Source organism: Kitasatospora sp. NPDC114501, assembly GCF_055633695.1.
This window is the reverse complement of the sequence record NZ_JBVKDS010000001.1, coordinates 503,009-522,710: the sequence shown is the minus strand read 5'-3', so window position 1 is coordinate 522,710 and position 19,702 is coordinate 503,009. Positions and strand designations below refer to the sequence as shown.

20 protein-coding genes are annotated in these 19,702 nt (G+C 73.2%); 10 read left to right on the top strand and 10 right to left on the bottom strand.

Annotation, left to right across the window (positions count from 1 at the left end; genetic code table 11):
* Positions 1-54 precede the first annotated feature (54 nt).
* Together glnA and ACZ7RU_RS02440 are read left to right on the top strand one after the other, a co-directional pair.
* Positions 55-1,467: a type I glutamate--ammonia ligase gene (glnA, locus tag ACZ7RU_RS02445; protein ID WP_470339098.1), complete on the top strand. Its 1,413-nt coding sequence runs from the start codon at positions 55-57 to the stop codon at positions 1,465-1,467.
* A 919-nt stretch (positions 1,468-2,386) separates the two neighbouring features.
* Positions 2,387-2,692 (top strand): MerR family transcriptional regulator, encoded by a 306-nt coding sequence (locus tag ACZ7RU_RS02440; RefSeq protein WP_470339304.1) that lies wholly within the window; start codon positions 2,387-2,389, stop codon positions 2,690-2,692.
* Positions 2,693-2,895: 203 nt separating this feature from the next.
* On the opposite strand, the gene ACZ7RU_RS02435 is transcribed toward ACZ7RU_RS02440, so the two are convergent.
* Positions 2,896-3,117, bottom strand: coding sequence for a hypothetical protein (locus ACZ7RU_RS02435; protein ID WP_470339097.1), 222 nt, complete (start codon positions 3,115-3,117; stop codon positions 2,896-2,898).
* A 502-nt stretch (positions 3,118-3,619) separates the two neighbouring features.
* Between ACZ7RU_RS02435 and ACZ7RU_RS02430 the strand changes: the two genes are divergently transcribed.
* The 3 genes from ACZ7RU_RS02430 to ACZ7RU_RS02420 all read left to right on the top strand — a co-directional run bounded on the left by ACZ7RU_RS02430 (position 3,620) and on the right by ACZ7RU_RS02420 (position 6,164).
* Positions 3,620-3,823: a cold-shock protein gene (locus tag ACZ7RU_RS02430; protein WP_030918248.1), complete on the top strand. Its 204-nt coding sequence runs from the start codon at positions 3,620-3,622 to the stop codon at positions 3,821-3,823.
* A 365-nt stretch (positions 3,824-4,188) separates the two neighbouring features.
* Complete coding sequence (locus tag ACZ7RU_RS02425) at positions 4,189-5,712, top strand: DEAD/DEAH box helicase (protein ID WP_470339096.1); 1,524 nt, start codon at positions 4,189-4,191, stop codon at positions 5,710-5,712.
* Positions 5,713-5,783: 71 nt separating this feature from the next.
* Positions 5,784-6,164 carry a CBS domain-containing protein gene (locus tag ACZ7RU_RS02420; RefSeq protein ID WP_470339095.1) on the top strand — a complete coding sequence of 127 codons (381 nt, stop codon included), beginning with the start codon at positions 5,784-5,786 and terminating at the stop codon, positions 6,162-6,164.
* A gap of 25 nt (positions 6,165-6,189) precedes the next feature.
* Here ACZ7RU_RS02420 and ACZ7RU_RS02415 read toward each other — a convergent pair whose 3' ends face one another.
* The 5 genes from ACZ7RU_RS02415 to ACZ7RU_RS02395 all read right to left on the bottom strand — a co-directional run bounded on the left by ACZ7RU_RS02415 (position 6,190) and on the right by ACZ7RU_RS02395 (position 11,777).
* Complete coding sequence (locus tag ACZ7RU_RS02415; protein WP_470339094.1) at positions 6,190-6,900, bottom strand: DUF1345 domain-containing protein; 711 nt, start codon at positions 6,898-6,900, stop codon at positions 6,190-6,192.
* The gene (locus ACZ7RU_RS02410) at positions 6,897-7,529 is read right to left on the bottom strand and encodes a phosphatase PAP2 family protein (protein ID WP_470339093.1); all 633 of its coding nucleotides are present in this window, start codon (positions 7,527-7,529) and stop codon (positions 6,897-6,899) included. Before ACZ7RU_RS02410 ends, ACZ7RU_RS02415 begins: the two co-directional genes overlap by 4 nt.
* Entirely contained in the window at positions 7,522-8,865 is a 1,344-nt protein-coding gene (locus ACZ7RU_RS02405; RefSeq protein ID WP_470339092.1) for a diacylglycerol/lipid kinase family protein, read from the bottom strand. The genes ACZ7RU_RS02410 and ACZ7RU_RS02405 overlap by 8 nt, the downstream gene beginning before the upstream one ends.
* Positions 8,866-9,281: 416 nt before the next feature.
* Positions 9,282-10,379, bottom strand: coding sequence for a PP2C family protein-serine/threonine phosphatase (locus tag ACZ7RU_RS02400; protein ID WP_470339091.1), 1,098 nt, complete (start codon positions 10,377-10,379; stop codon positions 9,282-9,284).
* Between the two features lie 180 nt (positions 10,380-10,559).
* Positions 10,560-11,777 carry a cytochrome P450 gene (locus ACZ7RU_RS02395; RefSeq protein WP_470339090.1) on the bottom strand — a complete coding sequence of 406 codons (1,218 nt, stop codon included), beginning with the start codon at positions 11,775-11,777 and terminating at the stop codon, positions 10,560-10,562.
* Positions 11,778-11,958: 181 nt separating this feature from the next.
* Here ACZ7RU_RS02395 and ACZ7RU_RS02390 point away from each other — a divergent pair, with 181 nt between their 5' ends.
* On the top strand, positions 11,959-12,315 hold the full coding sequence (locus ACZ7RU_RS02390) for an arsenate reductase family protein (protein ID WP_470339089.1): 357 nt from the start codon (positions 11,959-11,961) through the stop codon (positions 12,313-12,315).
* 24 nt (positions 12,316-12,339) lie between these two features.
* Here the strand turns inward: ACZ7RU_RS02390 and ACZ7RU_RS02385 are convergent, their stop codons facing one another.
* On the bottom strand, positions 12,340-12,810 hold the full coding sequence (locus ACZ7RU_RS02385) for a pyridoxamine 5'-phosphate oxidase family protein (RefSeq protein WP_470339088.1): 471 nt from the start codon (positions 12,808-12,810) through the stop codon (positions 12,340-12,342).
* Positions 12,811-12,910: 100 nt separating this feature from the next.
* On the opposite strand from ACZ7RU_RS02385, the gene ACZ7RU_RS02380 reads away from it, so the two are divergent.
* Together ACZ7RU_RS02380 and ACZ7RU_RS02375 are read left to right on the top strand one after the other, a co-directional pair.
* Positions 12,911-13,474: a DUF1697 domain-containing protein gene (locus tag ACZ7RU_RS02380; RefSeq protein ID WP_470339087.1), complete on the top strand. Its 564-nt coding sequence runs from the start codon at positions 12,911-12,913 to the stop codon at positions 13,472-13,474.
* Positions 13,475-13,656: 182 nt separating this feature from the next.
* Entirely contained in the window at positions 13,657-14,220 is a 564-nt protein-coding gene (locus ACZ7RU_RS02375; RefSeq protein WP_470339086.1) for an FHA domain-containing protein, read from the top strand.
* Positions 14,221-14,259: 39 nt separating this feature from the next.
* Here the strand turns inward: ACZ7RU_RS02375 and ACZ7RU_RS02370 are convergent, their stop codons facing one another.
* Positions 14,260-15,222: a DUF1152 domain-containing protein gene (locus ACZ7RU_RS02370; RefSeq protein WP_470339085.1), complete on the bottom strand. Its 963-nt coding sequence runs from the start codon at positions 15,220-15,222 to the stop codon at positions 14,260-14,262.
* A gap of 70 nt (positions 15,223-15,292) precedes the next feature.
* Between ACZ7RU_RS02370 and ACZ7RU_RS02365 the strand changes: the two genes are divergently transcribed.
* Positions 15,293-15,880 carry a DUF6891 domain-containing protein gene (locus ACZ7RU_RS02365; RefSeq protein WP_470339084.1) on the top strand — a complete coding sequence of 196 codons (588 nt, stop codon included), beginning with the start codon at positions 15,293-15,295 and terminating at the stop codon, positions 15,878-15,880.
* Positions 15,881-16,218: 338 nt separating this feature from the next.
* Here ACZ7RU_RS02365 and ACZ7RU_RS02360 read toward each other — a convergent pair whose 3' ends face one another.
* Together ACZ7RU_RS02360 and ACZ7RU_RS02355 are read right to left on the bottom strand one after the other, a co-directional pair.
* Complete coding sequence (locus tag ACZ7RU_RS02360; RefSeq protein ID WP_470339083.1) at positions 16,219-17,055, bottom strand: hemerythrin domain-containing protein; 837 nt, start codon at positions 17,053-17,055, stop codon at positions 16,219-16,221.
* A 354-nt stretch (positions 17,056-17,409) separates the two neighbouring features.
* Entirely contained in the window at positions 17,410-18,468 is a 1,059-nt protein-coding gene (locus ACZ7RU_RS02355) for an alpha/beta hydrolase (protein ID WP_470339082.1), read from the bottom strand.
* Between the two features lie 411 nt (positions 18,469-18,879).
* Here ACZ7RU_RS02355 and ACZ7RU_RS02350 point away from each other — a divergent pair, with 411 nt between their 5' ends.
* A complete protein-coding gene (locus tag ACZ7RU_RS02350) occupies positions 18,880-19,623 on the top strand; it encodes an SDR family oxidoreductase (RefSeq protein WP_470339081.1) in 744 nt (247 codons plus the stop codon).
* The last annotated feature ends 79 nt before the right edge of the window (positions 19,624-19,702 follow it).

The following is a 19,702-nucleotide window of genomic DNA, read 5'->3' as shown; positions in this document are numbered from 1 at the left end:
ACTGGAAACGACCCATTCCTATGGTGAGCCACATTCGCACGCCGAGGAGGATGGATGTTCAACAACGCCGCCGAAGTGAAGCAGTTCATTCAGGACAACGACGTGAAGTTCGTCGACGTCCGTTTCTGCGACCTGCCGGGCGTCTTGCAGCACTTCTCCGTACCTGCGGCGACCTTCGACCCGTCCGAGATCCTGATGTTCGACGGCTCGTCGATCCGCGGCTTCCAGGCCATCCACGAGTCCGACATGGCCCTGGTGCCGGACCTCGCCACGGCCCGCCTCGACCCCTTCCGGGCCGAGAAGCACCTCAACATCAACTTCTTCATCCAGGACCCGGTCACCGGCGAGGCGTACAGCCGCGACCCGCGCAACGTCGCCAGGAAGGCCGAGGCCTACCTCGCGTCCTCCGGGATCGCCGACACCGCGTACTTCGGGCCCGAGGCCGAGTTCTACGTCTTCGACTCGGTCCGCTTCGAGACCAGCGCCAACGCGTCCTTCTACCACATCGACTCGGAGGCCGGCGCCTGGAACAGCGGCGCCGCCGAGGGCGACGCGCGCGGCTACAAGGTCAAGTACAAGGGCGGGTACTTCCCCGTCCCGCCGGTCGACCACTTCGCCGACCTGCGCGCCGAGATGTCGCTGGAGCTCGCCAAGGCGGGGCTCGAGGTCGAGCGCCAGCACCACGAGGTCGGCACCGCCGGCCAGGCCGAGATCAACTACAGGTTCAACACGCTGCTGCACGCCGCCGACGACCTGATGCTGTTCAAGTACATCATCAAGAACGTCGCCTGGCGGAACGGCAAGACCGCCACCTTCATGCCGAAGCCGATCTTCGGCGACAACGGCTCGGGCATGCACGTCCACCAGTCGCTGTGGACCGAGGGCACCCCGCTCTTCTACGACGAGCAGGGCTACGCCGGGCTCTCCGACACCGCCCGCTACTACATCGGCGGCCTGCTGCGGCACGCCCCCTCGCTGCTGGCGTTCACCAACCCCTCGGTGAACTCCTACCACCGCCTGGTGCCGGGCTTCGAGGCGCCGGTCAACCTGGTCTACTCGCAGCGCAACCGCTCCGCCGCGATCCGCATCCCGATCACCGGCTCCAACGCCAAGGCCAAGCGCATCGAGTTCCGCGCCCCGGACCCGGCCTCCAACCCCTACCTCGCCTTCGCCGCCATGCTGATGGCCGGCCTCGACGGCATCCGCAACAAGATCGAGCCGCTGGAGCCGGTCGACAAGGACCTCTACGAGCTGGCCCCCGAGGAGCACGCCAACGTCCCCCAGGTCCCGTCCTCCCTCCCCGCCGTCCTGGACGCCCTGGAGGCCGACCACGAGTACCTCCTCGCGGGCAACGTCTTCACCCCGGACCTGATCGAGACCTGGATCGACTACAAGCGCACCAACGAGATCGCCCCGATCGCCCTCCGCCCCCACCCGCACGAGTTCGAGCTCTACTACGACCTGTAGGGCTTCCCCCGACCTGCGGAGACGCAGCTCGGCCTCTCACCGTTTCCGCAGGTCAGCACCTTGCTGACCTGCGGAAACGCGTTTTTACCGGCCCGTTTCGAAGGCCCTGGGGCCCGCGACGGGAAACCGACCGGCGGCGCCGATCCCTGCGCCCTGCCCTCGCCCCGCGCCGCAGCGCCGGCGATCCCGCTCACCATCGCCGGGCCACCGGGGCCGCCGGCGATAAATCGGCACGGCCGGACACGCAAACCTGTGCTGGCGAGAGTAGACATTGGCCGACGGCCTGTGTAGTGTTCCTGGTGTTGGAAGAGCAGGACCGCAGGGCAGGCAGACACGAACTGCCTGGGCAGTACCGCAGTTGGCAGTACCAGCAGTGATGCAGGAGGCGTGCAGGTCGTCAGTACGCGGAGCCCGGTCTTGGCAAGGGGTTCCTGGCGGAAGGCGGGTGACCTGTCAGGCGTCGCGGGCCCGGTCGAAGGTGGGCCCGGGGCGGTGGCGGTCGCGCACGCGCAGTAACGCAGTAACCGCAGTACCGGCAGCATCCCTGCCGTTCGCAGTACCGCAGTACGCACGATGCACACCAGAGGAGAAGGGAAGGGTTCACCCCGTCGGATCGCCCGCCACGGCACGCAGTACCAGCCGGGCGGTCACCGCAGTAACCATCGTCATGGAACGTCATGGAAGAGGTGGTCTTCGGTCACGCATACGCGATCCCCGCATCCTGCCGCTCCCCCGGGCAGTGCGGACACCACAGGCCGGCGAATCAGCCGGCAGTAGTAGTGCAGTAGATGGTGCAGTGAATCCACATATCCCTGGGCCCCGGCGCACAACAGCGCCGGGGCCCTCGACCCGTTTCCCGAGAAAGAAGGTGCTGGTGGATCAGACCACCCTCGCCACCGACCACGACACGGCGGACCACATGAGCGCAGAGACCAAGTTCGACGACGACGACTACCCCGCCTACACCATGGGCCGGGCCGCAGAGATCCTGGGCACCACGCCGGGCTTCCTGCGCAGCCTCGACGAGGCGAAACTCATCAACCCCCAGCGATCAGCCGGCGGCCACCGCCGCTACTCCCGCTACCAGCTGCGCATCGCCGCGCGCGCCCGCGAGATCGTCGACCAGGGCACCCCGCTCGACGCCGCCTGCCGCATCATCATCCTCGAGGACCAACTCGAAGAAGCCCTGCGCATCAACGCCGAACTCCGTCACGACCGCACCTGAGGAGAACCGGACTGCCGGCCCGCGACCTCCACGACGCGCGCCGCAGTCCACCTCCGACCGCGGCCGCCACACAGGACGCGATGAGGTGGGAGCCCGGCCCGCTCGGACCGGTGCGCGCCGGAACGACGTGACAGCCGTCCCGGTCGGCACGCCCCGTCGGCGAACCGACGCGGGACGGCCGGCCGGGACTGGCGGTCGACTGGTCAGAGATTGAACATCGCGGTGTACGGCTGAGTGATGCGTTCCTGTCGTGACCCGAAGTCGACGAGCACAGCGGTGTCGCCTTCGACACCGATGACCCGGCCGAGGCCGTAGGTGTCATGAGTGACCCGGTCGCCGACGGCGAAGTGCTTGCGCGGCGCCTCCGCCCGGGCCTTGAAGGGGCTGGTGGGCAGGTGGCGGGGGACTGCTGCGTATTTCGTCATCAGCTCCAGTATGCGCTCGAAATCGCGAGGCCGGACTTTCCCGGCGCCATCGATTTCCCAGGGGCTCCGAAGGACGCGCACGCTCGTCCGGTTCGTCCCCTCGGCGGCTCCGGCAGGCGCGGTCCGCCCCCCTGCCGGCTGCCGCGAGGACGGGGACGCGGCACCTTCGGTCGTCTCACCCACGAGGACGGCCGGCCCGGCCGAGTGATCCACTCGGTCAACCAGCTTGCCCTCCAAGCGCGTTGACCGGCCCGTCGGCCCCGGCCCGGCAGCTCCGGGGGTGGGCTCCGAAAATCCGGGGCGGAAATATCCCACCGCGGTGGGCCGCGGCCTGCTACTGTCGTCTTAGTTGCAGTAGTGGTTCCCATGAACTTTGTGTGCGCCTGCTGATGTTTCGCAGGCGCATTTTCTGTTTCCCGGCTCTTCCCCGGGCGGGTGCTCATCGCGGCGACTCGAAGCGTGCGCTGTGTGCGCTTCGGACGGCCCTTGAAGGAGATTTTTTATGGCTAATGGCACTGTGAAGTGGTTCAACGCGGAAAAGGGCTTCGGCTTCATCGAGCAGGAGGGTGGCGGCCCCGACGTCTTCGCCCACTACTCGAACATCAACGCCAACGGCTTCCGTGAGCTGCTCGAGGGCCAGAAGGTCGAGTTCGACGTCACGCAGGGCCAGAAGGGCCCGCAGGCCGAGAACATTCGTCCGCTGTAGTTTCTGCCACGGCACCCGCCTAGCAGCGAGGGGCCCGCACCGTGCACACGCCTGGTGCGGGCCCTTCGGCATTGCGCCACGCGCATCCCCCGGCCGTTCAGGCCCCTGGCTCCGCCACCGGCGCCCATCCCCACGCGAGACGCACAGCGTCGCGTCCGGATCGGCGCCCTGCCGTGACATCTCACGGCTTCGAGGTCCCTCGCTCCCGCTCCGCGCGGTGAGCGCCGACCGTAGGTGACGTGCCGCACGGTTCCACCGTCCACGCCCCACCCGTCACATCTTCGGCCCGTTCCCTTGCGGTCTCCGCGCTGCCCTGCGCCGCGGAGCCTTCCTCGTGACGTGCCGCTCCGAGGAAGGTCTCCCGCATGAACCGCTCCAGCCGCTCCCCGTACCGGAACACCGACTCCCGCTCGTCCTCGTCCTCCCGCTCGGGTGGCAACTCCCGCTCCGGCGGCAGCTCCTTCTACGGCGACCGCCCGGCCGGCGGCCGTAGCTCCCGTCAGGGCTCCTCCCAGCAGCAGGAGTTCGCGATGCCGGTGAGCACCACCCCCGCGCTGCCGGCCGTCGAAGGCTTCGCCGAGCTCGACATGCCCAAGGCCCTGCTCTCCACCCTGACCCGCCAGGGCGTCACCGCGCCGTTCCCGATCCAGGCCGCGACCCTGCCGAACTCGCTGGCCGGCCGCGACGTCCTCGGCCGGGGCCGCACCGGCTCGGGCAAGACCATCGCGTTCGGCCTCGCCGTGCTGGCCCGCACCGCCGGGCAGAAGGCCGAACCGCGCCGCCCGCTGGCCCTGGTGCTGGTCCCCACCCGCGAGCTCGCCCAGCAGGTCACCGACGCCCTCACCCCCTTCGCCCACGCGGTGCGCCTGCGGATGGCGGCCGTGGTGGGCGGGATGTCGATCGGACGCCAGGCCCAGGCGCTGAATCGGGGTGCGGAGGTCGTGGTCGCCACCCCCGGCCGGCTCAAGGACCTGATCCAGCGCGGCGACTGCCAGCTGGACGGGGTCGGCATCACGGTCCTCGACGAGGCCGACCAGATGGCCGACATGGGCTTCCTTCCGCAGGTCACCGAGCTGCTCGACCAGGTCGCCGAGGGCGGCCAGACCATGCTGTTCTCGGCCACCCTGGACCGCAACGTCGACCGCCTGGTGCGGCGCTTCCTCAAGGACCCGGTCACCCACTCGGTCGACCCGTCCGCCGGAGCGGTCAGCACCATGGAGCACCACGTGCTGCACGTCCAGAACTTCGACAAGAACGCCACCATCGCCCACATCGCGTCCCGCGACGGCAGGGTGATCATGTTCACCGACACCAAGCACGGCGCGGACCGCCTGGTGCAGGACCTGCTCGCGGACGGGGTGAAGGCCGCGGCGCTGCACGGCGGCAAGTCCCAGCCCCAGCGCACCCGGACCCTGGAGCAGTTCCGCACCGGCCAGGTGACCGCGTTGATCGCGACCAACGTCGCCGCCCGGGGCATCCACGTCGACGGGCTCGACCTGGTCGTCAACCTGGACCCGCCGGCCGACCACAAGGACTACCTCCACCGGGGCGGCCGCACCGCCCGGGCCGGCGAGTCCGGCACCGTCGTCACCCTGGTGCTGCCCAACCAGCGCCGCGCGATGACCCGCATGATGGCAACGGCCGCCATCACCCCCGTCACCACCAGGGTCAGCGCCGGAGACGAGGACCTGGCCCGGATCACCGGCGCGCGCGTGCCCACCGGCATCCCCACCGTGATCCCCGCCCCCGTCGTCGAACGCCCCCGCCGCAGCACCTCCCCCGGCCGCAACCGTCGCAGCCGCCCCGCCCCCACCGCTGCGGACACCCGCGCCGCCCAGGGCTCCTCCGGCCGCCGCCGCCCGTCCAGGCGCGTCGCCCTCGCCGCCTAGCCGGCCGTCCTGCCGTCGTCAGTGCCCGACCACCGCCCGCCACGGCGGAACCGACACGAAGGAGTCCGCCCATGACCGTCACGCTGGACCACACGACCGCGACCGCCACGGTCCGCGACCTCATGACCGGCCCCGAGCTCCAGATCAGCGACGACGTCATGCTCGACGTGGCGATCCACATCCTGGACAGCTCGGGCACCGACCACCTCCTGGTCCGCGACGACGACGGCCGCTGCGCCGGGCTGCTGACCCGCCGGCACCTCGCCCCGTTCCAGGCCCGCTCCCGGTCCACCTCACGGACCCCGGTCCGCGACATCGCCCTCGACCGTGCCCCGTTCGCCACTCTCGACATGCCCGCCACCACCGCGGCGGCCACCATGCGCACCCGGGACCTGGCAGCCTGGCCGGTCGTGGACCATGACGGCTACGCCATCGGCCTGCTCACCCTCTGAACCCGCCGGCCGGGGCTGCGCGGGGTCAGAGGCTGTTCAGAGCGGAGACCAGGCTCGCCACGGTGACGGTGTTGAAGACGAAGGCGATGAGCGAGTTGGCCGCCACCGTGCGGCGCATCTCCCGGGAGACCACGTTGACGTCGGTGGTGCCGAAGGTGGTCATCAGGGAGAGGGCGAAGTAGAGGTAGTCGAACCAGGTGGGGCGGCCGCCGCCGGGGAAGTCCAGGCCCTGTTCGTCCTCCACCAGGTTGTCGGCCTGGAAGGCGACCGCGAAGGAGACCGCCACACAGGCCCAGGCGAGCACGACCAGGACGAGGGCCACCAGCGCGCGGGGCACCGGGGCGAGTTCGGAGCCCAGGTAGCCGGGGCGCCAGACCATCGCCACCAGCAGGGCGGCGGCCGCGATGGGGATCGAGACGCCCGGCCCGGGCGCCGAGCCGAGGACGTAGCGCTGGAGCACCGTGCCGCGCTCCGTGCGCCGGGCCCAGCCGCGCACCCGCTCGCCGGACGCGGTGGTGAAGACCACCGAGGTGATCGCGAAGTACGGGAGGAGGTAGGCGAGCAGCACCAGGACGCCCACGTCCGCGCCCGAGATCCGCCACCAGTCGTCGTCCACGGCGATCAGCAGCACCGCCGTGCCGGTCGCGACCAGGACGCTCGCCGACGAGCGGCGGCGTTCCGAGAGCCACCGGTCGGGCTCCGGGTCGGCGGCCGGGCCGGTGCGCGGCCCGCTCATTCCGGGAGGCTCGGCGACACGCTCCGGACGACGGCCAGGGACGCCACCGCGGCGGCGAAGCCGAGCAGCGCGCCGGCCGCGACGTCGCCCGGGTAGTGCACGCCGGTGTGGACGCGGGAGTAGCCGACCGCGGCCGCCAGCGCGCCGAGCGGCACCGCCATCGGCGGCAGCAGCACCCCGACCGCGGTGGCGAAGGCCGTCGCCGAGGCCGTGTGCCCGGACGGGAAGGAGGCCGACTCCGGCATCGGCACCTGCCGGTCGACGGCCACCCGGGCCAGCTCGCGGTCGGGCCGGCGACGGCGGACCAGCCGCTTGCCGAGCAGGTTCGCCGTCACCGAGGCCAGCGCCACCGCGCCGACCCCGGCCACCGCCGCCTGCCGGGGGCGGCCGGGCCACGGGGCGAGGAGCGCGGCGACGGTCAGCGAGATCTTCGAGCGGTCAGCGGCCCGGGAGAGCCGGCGCAGCGCGGAGTCCAGGGTCGGGGTGGGGGTGGCGGCGACGGCCGCGTAGACGGCCCCGTCGATCGCCCGCAGGTCGCTGAGCACGGCCTCGGTCGGCGTGTCGGCGGTCGTCGGGACGGGCGGGGCCGACGGGGCCGACGGGGTGGCGTCGTGGTTCGGGTCAGTCACGGGTCGGCCCCTCGGCGGTCGGGTCGGAGCGGTCTGTGCGGTCTGTGCGGTCTGTGCGGTCTGTGCGGTCTGTGCGGTCGGAGCGGTCGGAGCGGCCGAAGGCGATGGCGGTCAGCCGGCGCCAGGTCACGGGCGGTACGGGGGCGGGAACTCCCGGGCGGTCGCGCGGCACCAGGACCCGCAGGGCCTGCGGGCGCAGCGTGCACACCACCGGTACGGACATCCGCAGCGCCTCGCCGTCGACCGCCACCGGGATCTCGTCCTCGTCCGCGGTCACCTCCACCCGCCGGGCGGTCAGCACCGTCAGCCCGGTGGACTGGGCGCCGCGCAGGGCCAGGTCCGCGGCCTGTGCCGCGCCCTCCACGCGGATGCCCAGCAAGCCGAGCCGGCCGGCGTCGAGCCGGGGGCGGCGGCCGTCGAGGCCGAGGTCCTCGGTCGAGCCGTAGGGGTTGTTGCTGACCAGCAGCGCCTGCTGGGTGGTCAGCACGGTGGTGTCGGCCCGCGCCTCGATCCGCCGGACGCCGTCGCCGACCAGCAGGTCCGGCAGCAGGTTGAGCGCCGTACCGGCCTTGTCGTCGCGGTACTCGGGGCGCTGCACGAGGTCGGCGTACACCCCGAAGGAGGCGGTGTTGACGAAGGGCCTGCCCGCGACCACGCCGAGGTCGACCCGCAGTTCCTCGCCGTCGGTCAGCGCGTCCAGGCAGCGGGCGGGGTCGGTGCGGTCGAGGCCCAGGTCCATGGCGAAGTGGTTGCGGGTGCCGGCCGAGATCACCAGGAACGGCAGGTCGTGGTCGGCGGCGACGGCCGCGACCAGCGCCTGGGTGCCGTCGCCGCCCGCCACGCCGAGCAGGTCCGCGCCCTCGGCCACGGCCGTCCGGGCCAGCGCGGCGACGTCGGCGGGTGCGTCGGGGTCGAGCAGGACCACCCGGGCGCCGAGTTCCTCCGCCCGCTCGACCAGCCCGAAGCGGCCGACCTTCCCGCCGCCGGACTTCGGATTCATGATCAGGACCGGCCGCCGCGGCCGCGGCGCGGCGCTCGCCCGCATCGGCTGCTCCGGGCGGGTCCGGCGCAGCGCCGCACGGGCGAAGGCCAGTGCGGTGGCCCAGACCAGGACGAGGACCAGGGCGGTCAGCCACAGCGTGCGGTGGGCGAAGAACACCAGCACCGCGACCGGCGCCGCGGCCGCGACGAGCAGCCCGAACGCCCGGACCGCGCCCCGGTAAGCCAGGAACCACCATGCGCCGGCGGCCCAGACGACCAGTCCGAGCAGCCCGGCCCCGACCACCAGCAGTCCGCCCTCCCCCAGCGCGAACAGCAGCACCCCCACGGCTCCCACCGCCGCCGCCAGGGCGCATCGCGCGAGCAGGGGCGCGCCGGTTCCCGTGCCGGTGTCCGTCGTCCGTGTCCCGTCGATCTCGTCCTCCCGTGCCGCGCCCTCGGGGCCCGGTCGCGCCCGGTCGTTGCCAGCAGCCTGCGCAGTCCCGTACCCGGCAGCATCCTGACAGGCCCGTTCGGGTGACGGGAGGCGGACGGGCCGATCCCGGGGCGGCGGTGCGGGAGTTCGGCCACTGGGTGTACGCCGCGCGGGCCGGGGTGCCGTTCGCCGGGATCGGGAAGCGGTCGATGCCGCCGGAGCTGCTGCCGGACCTGCCGCACACCCTCCCTCCTTGCCCGCCATCGGGGGCCCGTAGCCCTCGACGACGCCCCGGGAGCAGGCGGAGCTGTTCGCGAACCTCTGGGAGTGGGCCGGGCCTACGGGACGTCCGGAGTGAGGGCGAGGACGGCGAGGTCGTCGGCGAGCAGGCCGGCGTACCGGTGGACGTCCTGGGCCAGGAAGGAGACCACCCGGTCGGGGGCGGTGGTGCCGAGCGCGGCGAGGCGCGGGGCCAGCGGGTAGAAGGCGCCGGTGCCGTCCCGGGCCTCGCTGACGCCGTCGGTGTAGAGCAGCAGCGTGTGGCCCGGGGGCAGCGCGACGGCGATCGCCTTTCCGCGCTCCTCGGCGGGGCCGAGGTGGCCGAGGCCGAGCGGGAGCTCCTCGGCGCAGGACACCGGGGTGATGCCGCCCCCGCCGAGTAGCAGCGGAGTGGTGTGGCCGCGGTTGACGATCTCCACGCAGTCCGAGCCGGGCCGGTACTGGAGCAGGACGGCGGTGACGAACAGCTCGTCGTCGCCGCGGTCGGCGGCGTCGCGCAGCACCGCCCGGTCCAGCTGGTCGGCGAGTTCGACCAGCCCCGGGGTGTCGTGCGCGGCCGCCCGGAACGCGCCGAGGACGTCGGCGACGGTGCGGACCGCGCCCAGGCCCTTGCCCCGGACGTCGCCGAGCAGCACCCGCACGCCGAAGCGGGTGTCGCACACCTCGTACAGGTCCCCGCCGACCAGCACGTCGGCCCGTGCCGGGCGGTAGAGGCCGGCCACCCGCAGCCCGCCGGCCCGCTCGGGCACCGGGCGCAGCACGGTGCGCTGAAGGGTCTCGGCGACCGTACGGGCCTGGAGCAGGTTGCGGTTCTGCCGGGTGCGCTGCCAGGACAGCGCGGTGCCCATGACGCCGGAGAGCAGGGTGGCGATGTAGACCCAGACGTGGTGCTGCTCGTCGACGTGGCCCGCGCGCAGCGCCAGGACGAGTTGGAGCGCCAGGGATCCGGCCGTGGTGACGGCGGTCAGCGCCGGGCCGTAGCTGAACGCGGCCACCACGGGCAGCGCGGTCAGCAGGAAGCCGGCGGCGACGGCGTCGGGGACGACGGCCTCGGCGACCAGGTCCAGCACCAGCAGGAGCACCGGCAGCCAGGGCACCCACCGCGGCACCCTGGGCTCCAGCGCCGCGGGGCGCGGCGGGCGGGGTGCTGTGGGCACGGCGGGGACCTCCTGGCAGGGCGGCTGCTCCGGGCGATCAGTCCGGTTTGGCCGGTTTCGTCCCTCCATGCTCTCCCACGAACGGCTCAGCCACGAACGGCCGAACGTCCCGGTTCCCGGGGCCGGAGGAACCGGCCCACCGCGCGCCGCCGCCCCCGGAAACCGCTGGTCACGGCGGGGTCAGCGGACGGTCACCGGCAGGGTCTCGTAGCCGCGCAGCACCAGTCGGTCGCGCCGGGTCGGCACGCCGCCGGGGGCGAGCCGGGGGAAGCGGTCGAGCAGGGCGGGCACCGCGACCTCGGCCTCCAGCCGGGCCAGCTGGGAGCCCAGGCAGAAGTGGGTGCCGCCGCCGAAGCTGAGCGGCTGGCTGTCGGTGCGGGTCGGGTCGAAGACCTCGGGGCGCTCGTACCGGGCCGGGTCGTGGTTGGCCGCGCCGATCAGCAGGGTCACCTCGCTGCCCGGCGGGATCGGCAGGCCCTCGACGGTCAGGCCGTCCTCCAGCGCGACCCGTCCGGTGGCCTGGACCGGGGAGTCGAAGCGCAGCACCTCGTCGGCGAACCCGGCCGGGGTGACCGCCCCGCTGCGCAGCCCGGCGGCCGCCTCGGGATGGCGGAACAGCAGGGCCAGGCCGTTGCCGAGGAGGTTGGTGGTGGTCTCGAAGCCGGCCACCAGCAGCAGCACCAGGTTGGCCAGCAGCTCCTGGGCGGAGAGCCGCTCGTCGTCCGCGGCGGCGATCCGGGCCAGGTCGGTGACCAGGTCGTCCTGCGGACGGGCCAGGCGCTCGGCGGCCAGCTCGGTGAAGTACCGGGCCAGCTCGTCGGCGGCCCGGTCCGCGGCGGCCAGCTCGTCCAGGTCCTGGACGATCTCCAGCGCGACGGTCAGGTCGGAGGCGAGTTCGCGGAAGCGGTAGCGGTCCTGCTCGGGGACGCCGAGCAGCTCGCAGATCACCCCGACCGGCAACCGGAAGGCGAAGGCGTCCATGAAGTCCACCGGCGAACCGTCGGCGCCCTGCTCGGCCATCCCGTCCAGCAGCCGGTCGACAGCCGTCTCCACGGCCGGGCGCAGCGCGGCGACCCGGCGGGCGGTGAACACGGAGGCGATCAGCGAGCGGACCCGGGGCTGGTCGGGGGCGTTGCGCTGGAGGATCGAGCGGCCGAACAGGGCGAGCGACGCGTGCGCGGCGTACTCGGGGGCCAGGCCGGACATCATCTCGGCGGTCGCGACGCCGAAGGCGGGGGTGCGCAGCACCTTGTTGACCGCCGCGTAGCCGCTCACCACGAACATGCCGTCCCCGGCCGGGGCCACCGGGCCCAGTTCGTGGGCCCTGGCGTACAGCGGGTACGGGTCGGTCCTGACCTCCGTGGTCATCAGTTGTTCGATGATCGCCGCGCCGTCCATGCGGTGCTCCCCTCCCGAGATCGCACTTCCTGCGGGGTCAACCGCCGGTGGGGCCGGCGGAGTTCCCGCACGGGCCGGATCGCGGGTGGGGCGGGTGGCGGGCGGGATCGGGTCGAGGGCGGGCCGAATCGCGAGCGGCGGGTCCCGGGGCAGGCACGGGCGGCTCGATAGGGTGGCCGGCATGGAGATCTGGATCAACCCGCGGTGCGGAAAGTGCCGGACGGCGCTCGGCGAGCTGGAAGCCGCCGGAGTCGAGTACACCGTGCGACGCTACCTGGAGGACCCGCCGACCGCGGCGGAGTTGGCGCAGGTGCTGGAGCGCCTCGGCCTGGAGCCGTGGGACATCACCCGCACCGACGAGCAGACCGCGAAGGACCTCGGGATGAAGGACTGGCCCCGGGAGGAGGGCGAGCGGGAGCGCTGGATCGCGGCGATGGCCGAGCACCCGATCCTGATCCAGCGCCCGATCATCACCGCGGACGACGGGCACGCCGTCGTGGCCCGCACCCCTGAGGCCCTCAAGTCCGTGCTGCCGTAGGGCGGTTGCGGTCGGCCGGGCCGGTCAGTGGAGCTGGATCGTCTCCACCGACCGGCCCGGGTACCAGTTGTGGACGAGCAGGTGGTCGCCCTCCAGGGCGGTGTGCACCACCTGGTCGAGTTCCAGTCGGAACGCGTGGAACGGGGTGGGCGGCGGCTCGGGCAGATCGGCGGCGAAGGCGGCGAGTTCGGTCTCGTCGGTGATCTCCACCGCCCGGCCGGAGACCTTGGAGTCCCCGCCGGCCATGGTCTCGTCCCCCGGGTGCGCGTGCAGGGCGAAGCGGGCGTCGCGCCGCAGGTCGCGCGCCTTGACCGCGCCGTACATCGACCCGATCCACAGGTCGGCGCCGACGAAGGAGACCTCCGTCCCGCTCACCCGGGGCGATCCGTCCTTGCGCAGCGTCGCCAGGACGTGGTGCTTGTTCGCCTCGAACCGGGCCCGGACCAGGGGCGCCAGGTCAGGGGCCTCGTACTCGAAATCCTGCCAGGTAGCCATGGCGCCAGTCTGGCACCCGGTACCGACGGCCGCCGTGCGGGACGACCGGGGCCGACGAGGGCACCGGGTCGTTGTCGGTGGCCGGTGCCACACTGGCGGGGTGACCACCACGACCACGTACATCGCCTTCCTGCGGGCCATCAACGTCGGCGGCCGGACGGTGCGGATGGAGCGGCTGCGGGCGCTCTTCGCCGAGCTCGGGCTCGGGAACGTCCGCTCCTACATCCAGAGCGGCAACGTCTTCTTCACCACCGACGGTTCCACCACCGGTGAACCGGACCGCGCGGCGCTGACCCGGCGGATCGAGGAGCACCTGGAGCAGGCGCTCGGGTACCCGGTGCCGGTGATGCTGCGGACGGTCGACGAGGTGGCCGAGCTGATCGCCGCCGAGCCCTTCCGGGGCGTCGAGGTGACGCCGGACATCCGGCTGGTCGTCGCGTTCCTCTCCGAACCGCTGCCCGCCGAACTCCCCCTCCCGTACCGCTCGCCGAAGGGCGACGTCGAGGTGCTCGGCGCCGATCCGGGGGCCGCGTACGTGGTGATCCACCTCCAGGACGGCCGGTGGGTCACCAAGGACATGTTCGGCAAGGCCTACCGGGGGGCGGTCACCTCCCGGTTCCTGCACACCACCGAGAAGATCCTGGCCGCCGCCCGCAAGGCCTGACGGCCCGTACGGCGGTCGGGGACGGCAGGCCGTACGGCGGTCGGGAACCGGCCGTACGGCACCCCGGAACGGGCGGAACCGACCGGTCGGAAAGGGCGTCTGGACTGCCGTGACGTACGAACCCCGCGCCCGTGCACGGCGCGATCTGGACAGCCGGAGTCGGCCGCGCCGACAATTTGGCCATGACGCCTCCTGAGCTCCCCACCGCCGCGGCCGGGCCGGCCGGCGCGGTCCGGCCCTCCGACGCCGAACGGGACCAGGCGCTCGGGATGCTGCGGGACGGCGCGGGCAGCGGACGACTCTCGCACGACACCTTCCTCGGCCGGATGGACATCGTCCTGCACGCCACCAGCCGCGGCGAGTTGGACGAGGCGGTGGCCGGGCTGCCGACCGGCGGACCGGTCGAGCGCCTCGTGCTGCGCACGGTCGGGCGGGCGTCCGCCTTCGGCGCCCGACTCGGCCGGGCCTGGCGCACCGAGCGGCTGCCGGGGCTGAGCCTGCCGCAGGCCGGGGCCGGGCAGTTGACGATCGGCCGGCTCCCCGGTTCGGGGCTGCGGCTGCACGACGCCTCGGTGTCCCGGCACCACGCCGAACTGCGGCACGAGCAGGGCGGCTGGGTGCTGTACGACCTCGGCTCGACCAACGGCACCCATGTGAACGGGCGCCGGATAGCCGGCGGCGTACGGGTCCGGGCGGGCGACCAGGTGCGGTTCGGGAACCTGGAGTTCCGGCTCGCCGCGTTCTGACCGGCCGGTCCGCCCGCCTCCCCTGCGCCCGTACCCGGGTCAGTGCGGGAACTGCCGGGGCGGCCGCCGGCGGGGCAGCTCGTCCTGGAACTCCGCGATGGCGGTGGCGATCTGGCGGGTCACCACGGTGCGCTCCAGCCGGTCCAGGTACAGGTTCTCGGCGGCCAGCGCCTCGACCGTGACACCGAAGTAGAGCGTCATCAGCGGATTGACGAAGAGCGCCTCGCCCTTGGTCCGCTCGGTGAAGCGGACGTCGCCGAACTCGCCGCGCAGCGCCGCCGCCACCGAGCCGTTGACGATGCTGGGGTGCTCCGGGAACGCCGCCCGGGCATGCTCGACGGCGTCCAGGTAGAGCACGCCCTCCCGGCTGTCCCGCGGCAGGGAGAAGGCGCCGAGGTAGCCGCCGGCCCGGTCGATCGCGGCGAGGTTCTCCAGCACCAGGGAGTGGTTGACGCCGTGGTGGGCGTCGACGCCGAAGCCCAGGCAGGCGACCAGCCGCTCGGGCACCTCGGACAGCCCGGCCACCGCGGCCAGGCTCGCCATGTCCTCCTCCGGGGTGCCGAGCCCGGCCTCGTCGCCGCGCATCAGGATGTCGGTGCCGCCGTCCACCAACAGGATCGCGTCCACGCCCAGCCGGCGGACCAGCGCGCGGTAGGCCTTGCGCAGCGGCCGCACGCCCACCGTCGGGAAGGCCCACACGGTGTCGGGCATCCGGTGCAGGTTCAGCCAGCGGGCCAGGGTGCGCTCCGGGAAGTAGCCCTCGGGGGCGGCGGTGTCCGGCCCGATCCGGGCCACGTCGGACTCCTCCCAGACGTCCCGGGGCAGGCCGTAGAGGTGGGTGAAGGAGAGGTTGGCCAGGTGCACCTCCTTGCCCGCGGCCCGCAGGGCGAGGGCGATCGGCAGCCCGGCGTACACGTCGAAGCCACCGCCGGCTCCGGCGACCAGGATGCGCTCGGCGGCCAGCAGCCGAGTGATCAGCGGTGGTTGCAGCAGAGAGGTCACCGGCGGACGGTAGCAGCACGGTGGCACCGGAGGCCCGCGGATTGTCAGTGGGGGGTGCGACGATGCGGGCATGACCGAGGAGACGGTTCCCGACGTGCTGCGCGAAGCCCAGGAGCGGGCCCGCGAGTTGATCCGGTGCGGCTTCCAGGAGCCGGACGAGATAGCCGAGTCCCTGGTCGAGGACCTCGACGACCAGGGGCTGACGCAGGAGGAGGCGGAGCGGATCGTCGCTCCGCTGTGGGCCCGGCGGCTGGCCGAGCAGGCGGCCTGGCCGGAGACCACCGACGTGGACCGACTGGCGGACGCCTTCGACGCGCTGGAGGACCAGGGCATCGTCGCGGCGATGGACTTCACCTGCTGCGCCGGCTGCGGTTACGCGGAGATCGGCGGCGAGGCCGGGGAGGACTCGTTCGGCTTCGTCTTCTTCCACCAGCAGGACACCGAGGCGGCGGCCGCCGGACGGGGGCTGACGCTGCGCTACGGCGGGTTCCGCGTCGGGGAGGAGACGGCCGAGGTCTCGGAGCGCCGGACGGTGGAGGTCGGGCAGGCGGTGGTCGCCGCGCTGGAGGCGGTCGGGCTGCCCGCGCAGTGGGACGGCTCGCCGAACACGGCGATCCGGGTCGCCCCGCTGGAGTGGCTCAACCGCCTGCCGGAGTAGGCGTCCGGGCACGCGTCGTCGGCGAGGGCGCCGGGGAGCGCGGGGCCGCGCCGGCGGCGGGTCCGGCGGCGGGTGCGGGAACGGTTGCGGTGGGGGTCCGGGGTGCTGCGCGCTGTGGTCATGCCGGCGGCGGTAGTGCGGCGGGTGCGTCCCGCCATCGGCCGTCAGCGGGACGCCTCCCCTGGTACGGCCCGGGGCGGCCGGACCCCGAGAGCACTGGGTCGACTCCCTCAAAAAACGCCGCGAGTTGACGGAACGTCGGGCAAGCGATGGTTCCGGCATATGCCAGGGGCTCGCGCCACGCGCGTAGACCAGCGGCCCGCGAAAACACCCCGGGGTCAGTCGGTGATGCTCCCCAGGCCGTCGAAGCCGAGGCCGGTGCCGTCGGCCTGCCTCCCGGCCGGACCGTCCGCGGGGTCGTCCACCGGGCCCCACAGCGGCGAGGTGCAGCGCTGGTAGGTCGCGTGCCAGTGCGGCCAGTTGCGGGCCACGTCGTCGTCGCACTCGGCCAGCAGCCGCTCGACCAGCGCGGGCTCCACGCCCTCCAGCAGCCAGACCAGCGCGTCCGCCATGCCCGGGCCGTCGGCCAGCCGCAGCAGGTCCAGCAGTTCGCCGAGCCCGCCGAGCCGGGAGCCCTCGGGGACCACCCGCTCCATCCGGGGCAGCAGCTGCCGCTCCTCGATCCGCAGGTGGGTCTCCAGCCGGGCCGCCAGGTCCTCCATCGCGTAGGCGACCGGCCAGGCGCTGCCGGTGTCCCGGCTGGCGATCCGCACCAGCGTGGTGACCCGGGTGAAGGAGTGGTCCAGGTTGTGGTGGTCGTCCTCCAGCCAGTTGAGCAGCAGCCGCAGCTCGGGCGCGAAGCGGCGCACGATCGGCCAGAGCCGGGTGTCCTGCTGCTCGTGGTGGCAGGTGAGCATCGCGGTCATGAAGTTCCAGTGCCGCAGCAGCGCCTCGCCCTTGTCGTCCTCGCCGGGCTGGAGCAGCCGCAGCGCGTTGGGCAGCCGGGCGAGGTCCCGGCGCAGCGCGGCGTGCACCAGGCGCAGCCCGGCGAACCGCAGGGTGGCCGGCTCGTCGTCCGCGGCCCGCCCGTACACGTCCGCGCCCAGCGGGGCGGATCCGGGCTGGCCCTGCGCGGGCACGGTGGAGACGGGCTGGGGCACCAGGTGGATCGGCATGGGACTCTCTTCACGGCTTGGGGCACGGGTGGCGGCGGCCGGTCGAGGACCGCCCCAGCCAAGGTGCTCGCAGTCGATCAGAAGCGAATCAATGTCCGATTGACGCGCAGGTCACGGGCCTGCGGACGGGCGGCGGAACCCTACGGCGACCTCCGGCGGGCCCGCCGGACAGCAGGTCGGCAGGTCGGCAGGTCGGCAGGTCGGCAGGTCGGCAGGTCGGCAGGTCGGCAGGTCGGCAGGACGACATAACAGCAGGACGGCATCACAGCAGAACCGCCGGTGCCGGGAGCGCGAACGCGTCCCGGCACCGGCGGTCCGGATGAGAGCGGGTGAGAGCGGGGAGGGGCAGGGGCCTCAGTCCGCCGCCGGCCCCGCCAGGTGGGCGGTGAGCCACACCAGGGTGTCCGGGATCATCTTCTTGAAGTCGGAGGTCAGGTGCTTGCCGCCGGGCTGCTCGTGGTACTCCAGGCTCAGCGGCGGCACCGCCTTGGCCACCCAGCTCTTGACCACCTTGGTCTCGTACGGGTTGGCGCCGCCCGCGGTGACCAGCATGCTCACGTCGGCCTTGCCCTGGGCGACCAGCACGTCCGGGTTGTTGGCCGCGCGCTCGGCGTCGTGGCCCTTCCACAGCCCCGAGTCCGGGATGAAGTAGCCGTCGATCGGCACCGCGGCCTTGTAGACCTGCGGGTACTGGAGGGCGAGCTTGGCGCTGCAGAAGCCGCCGGTGGAGGCGCCCATCACGCCCCAGCCGTCGCGGCCCTTCACGGTGCGGAAGTTGGCGCGGACGAAGTCCGGGAGGTCCTCGGCCATCCAGGTGCCCATCTTGGGCTGGCCCGGGATGTCGGAGCAGTCCAGCGCGTTCTTCTCGTCGCCGTTGAAGTTCTGCACCGGCATGATCATGATGAACGGGTGGGACTTGCCCTCCTTGACCAGCCGCTCGTTCTCCTCCTGGATCGGCAGCTGGTTGTCGGTCCAGGTGTTGTAGCCGTTGCTCTGGCCGCCCGCGAACAGGGTGAGCACCGGGAAGCCGGTCTTGGCGAACTTGGGGTCGTTGTACTCGGGCGGCAGCCAGACCCAGACCTGGCCGGTGACGCCGGACTTCGCGCCGGTCACCTTGGTCGTGAAGATCGGGCCGGCGCCGGTGTCCCGGGCCTTGTTGAGGGCCGCGGCGGGCCCGGTGGGCATCAGCACCTTGCCGGCGGCGGCCGGGGTCGCGCTGCCGGTCGCGGCCGGGCCGGTGCCGGTGGCGCTCGGGCTGCCCGCCGAGCTGCTGCCGCCGGCCGGGGTGGCGTTCGCCGTGGCACTGTCCCCCTTCCCACCGCCGGAACTCCCGCAGGCCGCGAGCGAGGCGGCCAGGGCGAGCACGGCGGCGCCGGACAGGACGGCGCGGGAACGGGACGACTGCCTAAGCACGGTGAGGACTCTCCGACCGATGTCGCGCCCGGTCCGTCTGACCGGGCGGCGGCCCCCCGGTGGGGCCGGACAGGCCCGGGGGCGCGGCACTGGTGCGTCCCCCGGAGTGACGGCGCGCCGCCCCTCGCGGGGGTGCGCCGTCCTGCGATCTTATGACGTGGGCCGGGGTGACCCGGTTGCGCGGTGGCCACCGGAAGTCCAATGTTTGTTCGCGGTCAGGCAAAGGCCTTCACCGCCCCTCCGGTCGGCGGGGGCCGGACGGCGGGGGTGGACGGCCGAGGTAGATGGCGAGCCCTCCCCGACCCGCCCGAACCGCGGGGGATCCGACCGGTGACGGCGGCCCGCCGATCCGGAACGATCTCCAGGGCGGGCCCGGGGCCGCCGCCGGGACCAGTCATCGAGGAGGGTGCCATGAACCAGCGCATCGCCGTCGTCACCGGAGCCGGGAGCGGCGTCGGCCGGGCCGTGGCGGTCGAACTGGCCGCGGCCGGCTGGCGGACGGTGCTGGCCGGCCGGCGGCCCGGGCCGCTGCGGGAGACCGCGGGGCTCTGCGCCGTCCCGGCCGACGTGCTGCCGACCGACGTCACCGACCCGGACGCGGTGGACGCGCTGTTCGCCACGGCCGCCGGGCGCCACGGCCGGGTGGACCTGCTGTTCAACAACGCCGGCGCCTTCGGCCCGGCCGTCCCGCTGGAGGAGCTGGCGGTCGAGGACTGGCGGGCCGTGGTCGACCTCAACCTGACCGGCGCCTTCCTCTGCGCCCGGGCCGCGTTCCGACAGATGAGGGCGCAGGACCCGCAGGGCGGCCGGATCATCAACAACGGCTCGGTCTCCGCGCACGTCCCGCGCCCGCACTCGATCGCCTACACCGCGACCAAGCACGCCGTCACCGGGCTGACCAAGTCGCTCTCCCTGGACGGCCGCCCATACCGGATCGCCTGCGGGCAGATCGACATCGGCAACGCGGCGACCGAGATGACGTCGGCGATGGGAGCGGGCGTGCGGCAGGCGGACGGCCGGATCGCGCCCGAGCCGACCATGGACGTGGCCGACGTGGCGCGCACCGTGCGGCACATGGCCGGGCTGCCGCTGGAGGCCAACGTCCAGTTCGCCACCGTGATGGCGACGGCCATGCCGTACGTCGGGCGGGGGTGACGGACCGGTCCGCCACCTGTACGGAGCGGCGGCGGCAGCGCCGCCGCTCCCCCGAAACCGGCCCGCTCCCCCGGTAGGG

What these genes read in the sequence shown, in the direction of transcription:
- ACZ7RU_RS02365 (WP_470339084.1), top strand. Translation starts at nt 15,293, where the DNA reads ATGACCGAGGAGACGGTTCCCGACGTGCTGCGCGAAGCCCAGGAGCGG.
- ACZ7RU_RS02415 (WP_470339094.1), bottom strand. Translation starts at nt 6,900, where the DNA reads ATGAGCGGGCCGCGCACCGGCCCGGCCGCCGACCCGGAGCCCGACCGG.
- glnA (WP_470339098.1), top strand. Translation starts at nt 55, where the DNA reads ATGTTCAACAACGCCGCCGAAGTGAAGCAGTTCATTCAGGACAACGAC.
- ACZ7RU_RS02385 (WP_470339088.1), bottom strand. Translation starts at nt 12,810, where the DNA reads ATGGCTACCTGGCAGGATTTCGAGTACGAGGCCCCTGACCTGGCGCCC.
- ACZ7RU_RS02350 (WP_470339081.1), top strand. Translation starts at nt 18,880, where the DNA reads ATGAACCAGCGCATCGCCGTCGTCACCGGAGCCGGGAGCGGCGTCGGC.
- ACZ7RU_RS02420 (WP_470339095.1), top strand. Translation starts at nt 5,784, where the DNA reads ATGACCGTCACGCTGGACCACACGACCGCGACCGCCACGGTCCGCGAC.
- ACZ7RU_RS02375 (WP_470339086.1), top strand. Translation starts at nt 13,657, where the DNA reads ATGACGCCTCCTGAGCTCCCCACCGCCGCGGCCGGGCCGGCCGGCGCG.
- ACZ7RU_RS02390 (WP_470339089.1), top strand. Translation starts at nt 11,959, where the DNA reads ATGGAGATCTGGATCAACCCGCGGTGCGGAAAGTGCCGGACGGCGCTC.
- ACZ7RU_RS02425 (WP_470339096.1), top strand. Translation starts at nt 4,189, where the DNA reads ATGAACCGCTCCAGCCGCTCCCCGTACCGGAACACCGACTCCCGCTCG.
- ACZ7RU_RS02440 (WP_470339304.1), top strand. Translation starts at nt 2,387, where the DNA reads ATGAGCGCAGAGACCAAGTTCGACGACGACGACTACCCCGCCTACACC.
- ACZ7RU_RS02360 (WP_470339083.1), bottom strand. Translation starts at nt 17,055, where the DNA reads ATGCCGATCCACCTGGTGCCCCAGCCCGTCTCCACCGTGCCCGCGCAG.
- ACZ7RU_RS02395 (WP_470339090.1), bottom strand. Translation starts at nt 11,777, where the DNA reads ATGGACGGCGCGGCGATCATCGAACAACTGATGACCACGGAGGTCAGG.
- ACZ7RU_RS02435 (WP_470339097.1), bottom strand. Translation starts at nt 3,117, where the DNA reads ATGACGAAATACGCAGCAGTCCCCCGCCACCTGCCCACCAGCCCCTTC.
- ACZ7RU_RS02430 (WP_030918248.1), top strand. Translation starts at nt 3,620, where the DNA reads ATGGCTAATGGCACTGTGAAGTGGTTCAACGCGGAAAAGGGCTTCGGC.